At 47.1% G+C, this 11,787-nt stretch carries 12 protein-coding genes; 6 read left to right on the forward strand and 6 right to left on the reverse strand.

What is annotated here, in order from left to right; genetic code table 11:
* Nucleotides 1–44: 44 nt before the first annotated feature.
* Genes E4663_RS18430 through E4663_RS18445 form a run of 4 tightly spaced genes read right to left on the reverse strand, consistent with a single transcriptional unit; the run spans nucleotide 45 to nucleotide 2,926 of the window.
* Complete coding sequence (locus E4663_RS18430) at nucleotides 45–482, reverse strand: PTS sugar transporter subunit IIA (protein WP_135328746.1); 438 nt, start codon at nucleotides 480–482, stop codon at nucleotides 45–47.
* A 7-nt stretch (nucleotides 483–489) separates the two neighbouring features.
* The gene (locus E4663_RS18435) at nucleotides 490–1,653 is read right to left on the reverse strand and encodes a mannitol-1-phosphate 5-dehydrogenase (RefSeq protein WP_135328735.1); all 1,164 of its coding nucleotides are present in this window, start codon (nucleotides 1,651–1,653) and stop codon (nucleotides 490–492) included.
* Between the two features lie 11 nt (nucleotides 1,654–1,664).
* The gene (gene hxlB / locus E4663_RS18440) at nucleotides 1,665–2,225 is read right to left on the reverse strand and encodes a 6-phospho-3-hexuloisomerase (protein WP_135328736.1); all 561 of its coding nucleotides are present in this window, start codon (nucleotides 2,223–2,225) and stop codon (nucleotides 1,665–1,667) included.
* Nucleotides 2,222–2,926: a ribulose-phosphate 3-epimerase gene (locus E4663_RS18445; protein WP_135328737.1), complete on the reverse strand. Its 705-nt coding sequence runs from the start codon at nucleotides 2,924–2,926 to the stop codon at nucleotides 2,222–2,224. Before E4663_RS18445 ends, hxlB begins: the two co-directional genes overlap by 4 nt.
* A 161-nt stretch (nucleotides 2,927–3,087) precedes the next feature.
* On the opposite strand from E4663_RS18445, the gene E4663_RS18450 reads away from it, so the two are divergent.
* Nucleotides 3,088–3,837: a DeoR/GlpR family DNA-binding transcription regulator gene (locus E4663_RS18450; protein WP_135328738.1), complete on the forward strand. Its 750-nt coding sequence runs from the start codon at nucleotides 3,088–3,090 to the stop codon at nucleotides 3,835–3,837.
* Nucleotides 3,838–4,110: 273 nt separating this feature from the next.
* Here the strand turns inward: E4663_RS18450 and E4663_RS18455 are convergent, their stop codons facing one another.
* Both E4663_RS18455 and E4663_RS18460 read right to left on the reverse strand, forming a co-directional pair.
* Nucleotides 4,111–5,082, reverse strand: a complete 972-nt coding sequence (locus tag E4663_RS18455) for a sodium:calcium antiporter (RefSeq protein ID WP_135328739.1) — start codon at nucleotides 5,080–5,082, stop codon at nucleotides 4,111–4,113.
* 240 nt (nucleotides 5,083–5,322) lie between these two features.
* Entirely contained in the window at nucleotides 5,323–5,859 is a 537-nt protein-coding gene (locus E4663_RS18460; protein WP_135328740.1) for a DUF420 domain-containing protein, read from the reverse strand.
* Nucleotides 5,860–6,082: 223 nt separating this feature from the next.
* Here E4663_RS18460 and E4663_RS18465 point away from each other — a divergent pair, with 223 nt between their 5' ends.
* From E4663_RS18465 to E4663_RS18485, 5 genes are all read left to right on the forward strand, one after another.
* Nucleotides 6,083–7,189, forward strand: a complete 1,107-nt coding sequence (locus E4663_RS18465) for a DegT/DnrJ/EryC1/StrS family aminotransferase (RefSeq protein WP_135328741.1) — start codon at nucleotides 6,083–6,085, stop codon at nucleotides 7,187–7,189.
* A complete protein-coding gene (locus tag E4663_RS18470) occupies nucleotides 7,190–8,287 on the forward strand; it encodes a Gfo/Idh/MocA family protein (RefSeq protein WP_135328742.1) in 1,098 nt (365 codons plus the stop codon).
* Nucleotides 8,277–8,975, forward strand: a complete 699-nt coding sequence (locus E4663_RS18475) for an N-acetyltransferase (protein WP_135328743.1) — start codon at nucleotides 8,277–8,279, stop codon at nucleotides 8,973–8,975. Before E4663_RS18470 ends, E4663_RS18475 begins: the two co-directional genes overlap by 11 nt.
* 244 nt (nucleotides 8,976–9,219) lie before the next feature.
* Nucleotides 9,220–9,939 (forward strand): hypothetical protein, encoded by a 720-nt coding sequence (locus E4663_RS20300; RefSeq protein ID WP_277752125.1) that lies wholly within the window; start codon nucleotides 9,220–9,222, stop codon nucleotides 9,937–9,939.
* Between the two features lie 92 nt (nucleotides 9,940–10,031).
* A partial coding sequence (locus tag E4663_RS18485) for an NTTRR-F1 domain (RefSeq protein WP_135328744.1) occupies nucleotides 10,032–11,787 on the forward strand: 1,756 nt, incomplete at its 3' end.

The raw sequence follows: 11,787 nt of genomic DNA on the forward strand, positions 1-11,787 counted from the left end.
CTTTGGATCATTTCATTTTGCTATGACAAAAGACGAAACCGTTCTTACTCCGCCATCTTGATGGCGTCCAGCACCTCTTGTTCACTTGTCGACGCTTCGAGCTTGTCCTGGATTTCATCCTCCATCAGGACCGAGGAGAGGTCCGAGATCAAGTCCAGGTGGCCATCGCTGTCTTCAGCGGCCAGTACGAAGAATGTTTTCACCTCTTTGTTTTGAGGGAAGACGACAGGTTGCTCCAACTGCAAGTAAGAGACGCCGGTTGAGTTCACGCCGCCTTCGTTCTTCGCGTGCGGCATCGCGATACCAGGTACGATGACGATATACGGTCCGTTCGTATGGACGTTCTGGATCATATCATCCACGTACGCAGACGTGATCGAACCATTTTTCAAAAGGGGAGCAGCGGCTTCTTGGATACCGTCCTCCCAAGAATCTACGGATTGTAAAAAGCGGATGTTTCCTTCTAAATGCTCAGCTAACATATCAATCTCACCTTTCGTTTGTAGGTTGTAAGGAGTGGCTTTCATTCCAGTTGTGATAACGGTCGACGATTTTCTTTTGTAAGCTTGGATCTTCGATGCCAGTGAAATGGGTCACGGCATTGTTGATTCCGTACTTGCTGATATATGCCTTGAGGGTGACGGACTCGTCATCTTCTGGGTTGTCGAAAAGAAAAGCGGCAGCTATTGCTGTCACGAGGTTCTCGACGGGAAGTCCCCGTTCGAACAGTGTCCTCGTCGGTTTGATCAATCTCTCGTCATGTCCCAGCTTGCGGATCGGCGCTCTGCCGACGCGGAAGACTGGATCACGGACGTTGTCATTTTGGAATCGTTTGATGGTCTTGTCGATGAATGTGTTCATCTCATCTGCTCCGAAGCCGTGGAACTGAATGCTGTATTCGGCGGCTTCCTGGAGCGCTTTTCGTAAGAATTCTTCCATCTGCGTTTCTTTTAAGGCACTTTGAATTGTAGCATAGCCTTGAAGGCTGGCGGCGTATGCCGTTACGGCGTGTCCGAGATTGACGATGTATAGCTTCCGTTCGATGAAGGGCTCCAAATCTTCTACATAGGTGGCACCTTCAAGGCGCGGGAGGTCTCGGTTGAGCACCGCAGGCTCTTCGATGATCCACTCATAATAAGGTTCGACTTGTGTGACGCCTTCCTCGGAAAGGGAGAGGCGGTCGATCGCGGTATTCGGGAACCCTGTACGGGAATGGATCGTGTCGCGCTCGCTTTCGGTAAGAAGCTGGTCGATCTCTTTTTGTAAGGCGGAAGAAGCGTTGATCATGTTTTCGTTCGCGATGACATCGATCTCCGGACGATCTGCAGCTGCCCGTTCCAGCAGCCCCGTGGCTAGGGCGGGGGCTATTTTGGCCAAGTTGCCGGCACCGACGGAGGTGGTGATGAGATCGGCATCTTGGATAGCTGCTAGGACCTCATCCTCCGAACGGCTGTGAATAGCGTCGACAGGGGAGACCGTTTCGACGGTGCGATTTTCATCAAGCACTTCGAAGGTATAGCTGTTCTGACTGTTGAACTGCTCGATGGTACGTTGATCTACATCGACAAAAGTGATGCGGTACCCTGATTGATTCAACACATATCCGATCAATCCTTTTCCGATATTGCCTGCACCAAAATGTAGCGCTTTCATTTTTATCCCCCTTACTCCAAGTTCGCGTGGTATTCCCAAAGTGAATTCAACTCGATATTCTTGTTATCCACCATCATGAGGGCGATCGAGTCACCGAGCAATAGCAGGCTCTGTTCGAAAAGGCTCTTCATCGGCTGTTTCGATTCGACCGTTTCCGGTGTGACTTCTTTCGAGCCGATCGGGAGTCGGACGAATAAGTCTGCGTACTGGCTCATGGAACTTTCCGGGTTCGTGCCGATATGGGCGACCGTTGCGTTGTATTGCTTCGCTTTGTTCGCGATGATTAATGGGAACTGCGTTTCTCCGCTTCCGGATCCGACGATGAGCAAGTCTTTGTCTGTGATGGCAGGCTCTGTGATCTGCCCGACTACGTATGTCTGAACTCCGATGTGAGCTAGCCTTTTCGCAATCGCTTGTAAAGATAGCAACACTCTACCGACTCCGACGAAAAATACTTTATCCGCTTTGTTGATGGCTTCGATCAACGCTTCGACTTCCTCCCCTTTGACGTTGGTCAAGGTCGCTTGGATCTCTTCGGTCAAAATTTTCGTTGCTTTGTTGTAGTTGCTCATACTTTTGCCTCCTCTTGTAATCCCTTTGTGATGGCTTGTTCCATCAACTCTTTATTGGTAGATAGGCTGTTTTCTTTTCGGAATAAACTCGTGCTTCCTGCGACTAGAATGTCTGCGCCGGCACTGACAAGTCCGGATACGGATTCGAGCGATACGCGTCCGTCGACTTCGATTTGAGTGTCGAGGCCTTTGGATTTGATCAAGGCAGCGAGGTCTTCTACTTTTTGAAGGGAATAGGAGACTTGCTGTTCATTCTTATCTGTCGCAAATCCTGGGTTGATCAGCATCAAGAGGACCGTGTCACACTGCGGTAGGACATAGTCGAGAACCGATAGTGGCGTTGCCGGGTTCAGTGCGATGCCGACTTTCGTGTCATTCTTCTTGATCATGTTGATGTAACGATCCACGTGGGATGTCGTTTCGATATGGAATGTGATCTGATCGACGCCGATGTTCAGCATCTCTTGGATGAAGAATTCATTGTCGTTCGACATGATGTGGACGTCGAATTTCATATCCGTCACTTTTCTCAATTGCTCGATGGTAGATAGTCCGAGTGGCATGCTCGGGCTGAAGGATGAATCGATGACATCTATATGAAGCGTATCTAATCCTTCTTTTTCTATTTCTTTTACATCTTGTTCTAGATTGCAGAGATCAGCACACATGATCGATGGAGATATCGTTATTGACTTTTGCATGTTTGTGCCTCCTTGTTATTGTTTTTGCATCTTTTTTATAATAATAATGCATGTTTGTGCGCATGTAAAGGGTTTCTTTGCATGTTTTTGCTTTTTTCTGAAAAATGGAAGGGCTTTTTTGTGTTACAATGAAAAAAATAGAGATGAGGGGTTATTCGCTTATGTTGAAACAAGAACGCCAACAGTTGATTGTTGATATTCTGAATGAAGAACATAAAGTCATTGCGAGTGATTTGAGCAAGCGGCTATCGGTATCCGAGGATACAATAAGAAGAGACTTGAAAGAACTCGACCACCAAGGGATCATCAAACGGGTCCATAGCGGAGCATTAAGGAAGGGACCGCCAGTCGAAGACTTCTCAACGAGGGAAGGTATTTCTTTTGAAACGAAATCGAATTTGGCGACAAAAGCACTGGAGCTAATTAAAGACGACATGGTCTTGATGATCGACGGGGGAACGACGAACCTGCAATTGGTCCATCAACTGCCACTGTCGTTCAAAGGGACCGTCATTACCAACAGTCCGCCGATCGCGATGGGATTTGCAAACCACGAGGACGTCGAAGTCATCATGGTAGGAGGGACGCTGTTCAAGCAGTCGATGGTCAATCTCGGCATCGACACATGTGAAGCGCTCGACAGCATGCGAGTCGATATGTACATCATGGGAATTTATAAGATCGATCCGCAAATGGGAATCAGCGTCCCGAGTATGTCGGAGGCTTTGGTGAAGAAGAAAATTGCATCGATATCGACGGAAATCGTAGGAATGGTCACGAACGACAAACTGGACACGATCTCTAACCACATCGTCTGCCCGAGCAATGAGCTGACATACTTGATCACGGAAAACGTCAATCAAGACATCAAGAAGATGTACGAAGATCTGGACATTACGGTGTTGGATTGAGCGTGGTTTTTGATTGTGGATTTTGATTGGGGACGGTTCTCGTGTTTTGGCCGGCCAGCTGGAATTTGATCTGGGTGTGCATTTAAATTGGGGACGGTTCTCGTGTTGGGAAAGCAGTCTGAGCGGAATTAATTTGGGGACGGTTCTCACGTTAGGAAAGCAGTCCCACTAGACATTAGTACATCAGATCCAATCAATAGAAAAAGGACTCCTCGATATCGGGGAGTCCTTTCTTTATGAGCAATATGCGCGTTTATGCAGGTTTCTCTTTTTTTACGATTGAAACAACAGGTATGAAACGACGAAATACATCAGAATCATCATCACCGAGGGCAGCATGTACATCCTTGGATTGGAAGAACGGATCGGCGGCCTTCTGAGCAGCAGGTAGATGACGAACAGCGTCATCGAAATGCCGAGCAGTACGATGTAGAGATGGTTTTCTTGGATCGATTCTAAAATCGGTCCTTTCCGGTACAGGATGTCGGTCAAGACGAGCAGCTTGATGTTGAACAGGTTGCTGCCTAGGATCGAGCCGACTGCCATGTTGTAGTTCGCAAGCTTGAATGCGGCAAGGACGGTCACGAGCTCAGGCAAAGAAGTCGAAGCGGCGATCAAGAATCCACCGATGAAGCTGGAGTCGAGACCAGAGACTTCAGTTAATCTGTCGCCTGCAAGTGATAGAATGCTTCCAGCAAAGAATACGACGATGGCAGCTACAATGAACAAAGTGACGGCGCCACCCAAGCTCATATTTTTCGTCGGGGGGTCTTGGTCTTCGGCTTGGTCGTGCGGTAGGAAGCGGATATAGACGATATAAAACAGAACGATGATGAACATTTCGAGTCCGATTCCTGAGAGAGGAAGCGAACTTGGGGACAACAGGGCCACCGTGATAATCAGCAGAAAACAGAGTCCAACAATCGCAGGAGGAATGCTTTGGTTCGGATCGATCCGTTGGAAGAAGCGGCGTTTGCGATAGGCGACATCCACCATGGCAAGAATCAGCAGGTTGAAGACATTACTGCCGAGCATGTTTCCGACGGCAAGGTCTGGGTTGTCGATGTAGATAGCGGTCAAACTCGTTGTCAGTTCGGGCAGGGAAGTGGCTCCGGCGATGAGAAATGTTCCGACGACAGCTCCACTGAGCGACGATTTCTTGCTGATGACATCTCCTGATTGGCTTAGAAAAACCGCTGCTGAGACGACAAGTGCTGCGGCTAATAAGAAAATGATATAAATCATCTATGGGCCCCTCTCTATGGTAAGGTTCGTCCATCTAACTATATGCTTGTACGATGGCCGAGATGAATGGTGGTTGGGGGAGTGCGCTGGATTTAGGTTGGAGTTTGGCTTCATTTAGGTTGGGGATTTACGTTGGGGACGGTTCTCGTGTTTGCCTAACACGAGAACCGTCCCCAACTCAAACTCCCGACGCAAACCCACAAAAAAAGACTTCCTCATGTAAAGGAAGTCTTTCTAGCATCAATAATAAGGCGAAATCATCAAGTATACGATGACACCCGTCAAGCTGACATATAGCCAAAGCGGCATCGTCCAACGTGCGATCTTGCGGTGTTTTTCCACCTTCATCGTGATTCCGCGGGCAAACGTCAGTAACGCAAGCGGCACAATCACGGCTGCAAGTACGATGTGCGTGATCAAGATGAAGTAATAGATTGTCTGCAAGATGCCTTCTCCACCGTAGGACGTCGACGACGCCATGGAGTGGTAAGTCAAGTAGGATACGAGGAATAAAGCCGTTGTCGTGAAGGCAGCGTAGATGAAGCGTTTGTGCCAGACGATATTCTTCTTCATGATCATATACAGCGCGGCTAATAGAAATACGAACGTGAACGAGTTCAGCACTGCATTCAGAAGCGGCAGGATCGTCACGTCAAAACCCGTCTGGGGTTCGAATTTAGGTATGAATAAGAGGGCGACGACAATCGCGTTGATGGCGATCGATAGGCCGACAACCCAAGGAACGTAATTGAATTCTTTCTTCGTTGTCACATGCATCCTCCATCTCTATGAAGTTATTCATACCTAGTATAGTAAATAAGACCGCCAATTTCATCAATGAAGTGGTGACAGAATTAGTACATTTACGTCGGGGACGGTTCTCCTGTTTGATCAAACAGGAGAACCGTCCCCAATGTTTTTGCAAACACATGTCACAAATAAAGGCGATGGAAATAACCTAATAAAGTACTAATTGAATACATGTAAAGGGAGCTTCAGAATGATTCCATTAGTTAATTTGAAGAAGCAATTTGAAACAATCGAAGACGAATTATTAGTGGAAATGAGAAGAGTGTTAAAGAGCGGTCAATATATATTAGGTCCGAAAGTGGAAGAGCTTGAAAGAAGGATTGCAGAAAAACTGGGGGTGGATTTTGCAGTTGCTGTAGCCAACGGGACAGATGCATTAACACTCACGCTTGACGCCTATGGTATTGGAAAAGGAGATGAAGTGATCACCACTCCTTTTTCCTTTTTTGCGACTTCAGAAGCCATCACCAGAGTTGGGGCGACTCCTGTTTTCGTGGATGTAGACCCACAAACTTTCAACCTTTCTCCTGAAAACATCAAAGAAAAAATCACACAAGCCACCAAAGCTATTCTGCCTGTACATTTGTTCGGACAGTCTGCTGACATGGATGAAATAAACCGCATTGCACAAGAGAATGGATTAGTCGTCATTGAAGATGCTTGCCAAGCCTTTGGGGCTGAGTATAAAGGGGAACCTGTAGGAAGCTTAGGAGATGCTGCTTGCTTTTCCTTTTTTCCTACAAAGAACCTAGGAACTATGGGGGATGGTGGGATCGTAATTACGTCTGATCCAGTGATTGCAGAAAAAGTACGTACATTGCGAGTACATGGTAGTCGAACGAAGTACTACCATGAACAAATCGGCTATAACAGCAGGCTCGATGAGTTACATGCGGCCATATTACTCATTTGTTTAGATCATATTGATGGTTGGAATCGCAAGAGAAGGTTGCACGGTGAAAGGTATCGGGAAGAGCTTTTCCAGTTGAAGCACATTCAAGTACCGAAACCTTCATTAAACGTTCAGCATGTCTATCACCTATTTTGTATCAAATCGGACCATCGGAAAAAAATAACCGAATATCTTGATTCTAGAAATATACAAACAGGTGTTTACTATCCATGCTGTCTGCATCTGCAAGAGGTCTATAAAGATTTAGGTTACGTAAAAGGTGACTTCCCTGTTGCAGAAATGCTCTCACAAACACTATTCGCCATTCCACTTGATCCGTTTATAAGTGTGGATGACCAAGACGAAGTGATTCAGGCATTGCGTGAGAGTGAGGAGGTAGTCTGAATGATAAAGGTAGGAATAATCGGGTGTGGATACATTTCAAGGAAGCATATTGATACGATTTGTCAATTGGAGACGGTGGATTTATTGGCTGTGAGCGACGTTCAGCCCAAAAGAATGGAAGAAATCATTGATTGCTATCGAGATAAGATAAAGCGGACGTGTACCGTAAAAAAATATCCGGATTATCGAGATCTAATTTTGGATTCAGAGGTGGATATGATCATCATCTCAGTCATTTCGGGCCTTCATGCGGACATAGCCAAAGAAGCATTAATCGAAGGAAAACACATTATTATTGAAAAGCCACTAGCTTTATCGATAAGAGAAGCGGATGAGATTATACAGTTATCTGAAACAAGCAAAAGCAAAGTGCTTGTCTGCCACCAGCTCAGGTACCGTCCGTTGATTTCAAAAATAAAGGAAATTCTAGATTCAGGAGACCTGGGAGTACCGCTTATGGGATCTGTTTCTGCAAGAATAAACCGATCAGCAGATTACTATAACGCAGCACGTTGGAGGGGAAGTTGGAAAGAGGACGGCGGCATGCTTGTTAACCAAGGGATTCACATAATCGATATATTAGTTTGGTTATTGGGCGATATCGAAACGGTCTACGGGGAAATTTCAAAAAGGCAATCTTCTGTAGAAAAGGAAACGGAAGATATTGCGGCAGGCATCATACATTTTTCAAACCAAGCTAAAGGGGTAATCGACGTGAATACCATTACCCAACCGCGTAATCAAGGATATTCGATCTCCTTATTCTGTGAAAAAGGGTCCATCATCATAGGAGGAAGCAGTTTGGAGAGGCTGGAACATTGTTATATTGAAGACAACGAGGATTTAGTAAATGATCTGTACGACCTTTGTGATACGAGGGATGAACACCTGAGAATGTACCAGAATTTCACGGATGCTATTCTGAAGGATACGCCATTAATCATGGATGCAGTAGAAGGAAAGAAAGCCTTAGAAACAATTTTCTCCCTATATGAGTCAAGTGTTAGAAAACGCCCCATCCACTTACCATTATTGAACTTCTCCACTACGGATATGCTGCAATTCCCTATTAATGAGGAGATTAGACATGATACATGAATCAGCAAAGATCGGGAATAATGTTTCATTTGGAGAGAACGTCGTGGTCGAAGAGAATGTGACAATAGGTGATGACGTTATCATCGGACACAATGTGATCATAAAAGAGGATACTGTTATTGGAAATCAAGTACACATCCACGATCAAACGGTATTAGGTAAGATCCCGGGTTCAAATAGGAAAATGGCCAGAAAGCCCTCTCTTCATTTACCTCAACTGGTGCTATCGGATGGAATAACCGTTGGAAGCAATTGTGTCCTATATAGAGGTGCGCATCTGAAAAAAGGCGTATTTATCGGGGACTTAGCTAGTATCAGGGAAAACGTGAGCATCGGGGAAGATAGTATCGTCGGAAGGAACGCGATGGTAGAAAACAATACAACAGTAGGAGAAAGGGTCACCATTCAAACGGGATCTTATATAACCGCAGATATGGTGATCGAAGATGAAGTATTCATCGGTCCATGCTTCTCTTCTTCCAATGATAAATACATGGGAATGGGGAATTTCAAACTTCAAGGTCCCATCATAAAAAAAGGTGCAAAAATCGGTAATAACGCCACTTTACTACCGGCTATAGTAATAGGCGAAAATTCCATTGTCGGCGCGGGAGCAGTCGTTACGAAGGATGTACCCCCACAAGAAACGGTTGTTGGTAATCCGATCCAGCCCATTGCGAAGAAGTGAATAGATAACTAGTATCTTTTCGTTTTTCAACAACTGCGCTGATCGAAAGATGTATGTAAACTGCCATGCCCGGAATGTACCGGGTAATGGGAGTTTTTCATTTGGAGAGAATGATTCATCAAGGAAGGTAGAACTTTGATATAAATGGGATGGTATGGTTTCTTATCATGAACACCATATATTAAAAGACATATTATAGATTAGCTTCAGATTAACAATTATTTTATAAAAAGGGAGGTTTATTATGAAATTTGGACGAAAACATTGCCTGAATAAATTATGTGAGATTTTGAAGAAATGTTGCCCGGAAATCGTCGGTCCCACAGGTCCCCCTGGTCCTGCTGGTCCAACCGGTGCGACTGGTGTAGGTGTGACCGGAGCAACGGGTCCGAAGGGGGAGACTGGCCCTGCTGGAGCGACAGGTCCTACGGGTGCGACTGGCGCAGGTGTGACCGGAGCAACGGGTCCGACTGGAGAAGTTGGCCCTACTGGAGCGACAGGTCCTACAGGTCCTACAGGTCCAATAGGCGCGACTGGGGCAACGGGACCATCTGGAGGATCGAGCTTATTCGGTTTCGATCAAACGGAAACGTCATTATCACTAACTACTGGTGTTGAAACATCTATATTATCTGTACCAATAGTTACTGAATTAGGCCAAACCGTAAAAATAGATACCATGGCAGAAGTGGATATTGTAGCTGGTCTAGCAACGACATTCATCTATTCAATAGATTTTGTTCTTTACAGAAATGGGTCGATAATTGCTAATGTTACAGAAAGTAATGAAGGTGATAAACCAAGTGGGATCGTACGATTGTTTAGCGATATTCCTAATTTAACCTGGTTGGATACCCCTGGAGCCGGCGCTCACAATTATGAAATAAGAGTAACGGTAACGGGTACCAATTTACTGACTGTCACAGTAAACACAAGATCGTTGAATATTATTGGTTTGGATTAGAGTGAAGGCAATTCGACTTAGATCGAATTGCTTTTCTATATGAACGACGAATTAATAGGCGATTTTAGTCAAAAAAGAAAGGGTGTGAATAAATGGCTATTCAAAATATTGTGGTCAACGGTAGCTTTGAGACTGGAGCTCTACCGCCTTGGATGGGATTAAATGCAACAGTGTCTTCATTAAGGAGCCATTCAGGCAATTTCAGTGCTTTGTTGTCTACTACTTCCACCTCTTACATTTCTCAAACAATCCCAATCAAACAGGGAGAAAGCTTCGAATTTATCGCCTCATTTGCAAGGCTAAACAGTCTCTCCAGTCCTCAAGTAGTAATAGTTATCAACTACTATGATTCTTCCTTTAATTCTTTAGGTACGGGCTTATTTAGTCAGATTCCCATTAATACTATTCCTCTGCCTGGAAATTGGATAGAAATCTATCAAACTACTAGCAAAGCTCCTACTGGATCTGCATTCGCAGTATTATTCATTCAAAAATTATCTCTAGCTAATAGTAGTCCGATATTTGTAGATGACGTTGCCTTATTAAATGTAGATCCATTAGGACCAACCGGACCAACTGGTGCAACGGGAGCCACTGGAGCGACTGGAGCAACTGGTGCAACCGGACCAACAGGAGCCACTGGAGTAACTGGAGCAACGGGAGCAACTGGTGCGACAGGAGTAACGGGATCAACGGGGCCAACTGGTCCAACAGGTGTAACGGGAGCAACCGGAACAACTGGAGTAACGGGAGCGACTGGAGTAACCGGAGTCACCGGAGCCACCGGAGCCACCGGAGCCACCGGAGCCACTGGAGCAACCGGAGCCACTGGAGCAACGGGAGCAACTGGTGCGACAGGAGTAACGGGAGCAACCGGAGCCACCGGAGCCACTGGAGCAACAGGAGTGACTGGAGCCACCGGAGTAACTGGTGCAACCGGAGTGACCGGAGCAACTGGAGCGACTGGAGCCACTGGAGTAACGGGAGCCACTGGAGCAACGGGAGCCACCGGACCGACAGGACTTAGTGGAGTGACCGGAGCAACTGGAGCGACTGGAGCCACTGGAGTAACTGGTGCAACAGGAGTAACAGGAGCAACGGGAGCGACGGGGCCAACTGGTCCAACAGGTGTAACGGGAGCAACCGGAACAACTGGAGTAACGGGAGCGACGGGGCCAACTGGTCCAACAGGTGTAACGGGAGCCACCGGAGCCACCGGACCGACCGGAGCAACGGGAGCAACCGGGGTCACAGGAGCAACCGGAGCAACCGGGGTCACAGGAACAACGGGAGCGACGGGGCCAACTGGTCCAACAGGTGTAACGGGAGCCACCGGAGCCACCGGACCGACAGGACCTAGTGGGGTAACCGGCGCCACAGGAGCAACTGGAGCAACAGGAGTAACTGGGGCTACTGGTGCAACTGGAGCGACAGGAGTAACGGGAGCAACTGGAGCAACTGGGATCACTGGAGCAACGGGAGCCACTGGAGTAACTGGTGCAACTGGAGCAACCGGAGCAACTGGAGCGACAGGAGTAACGGGAGCCACAGGAGTGACTGGTGCAACTGGAGCAACCGGAGCAACTGGAGCGACAGGAGTAACGGGAGCCACAGGAGTGACTGGTGCAACTGGAGCAACCGGAGCAACTGGAGCGACAGGAGTAACGGGAGCCACAGGAGTGACTGGTGCAACTGGAGCAACCGGAGCAACAGGAGCGACAGGAGTAACGGGAGCCACAGGAGTGACTGGTGCAACTGGAGCAACGGGAGCCACCGGAGCAACTGGTGCGACAGGAGTAACGGGAGCAACCGGAGCAACAGGAGCCACTGGAGCCACAGGAGTGACTG

It is taken from the genome of Halobacillus salinus (assembly GCF_004684905.1).
Lineage (GTDB): Bacteria > Bacillota > Bacilli > Bacillales > Halobacillaceae > Halobacillus > Halobacillus salinus.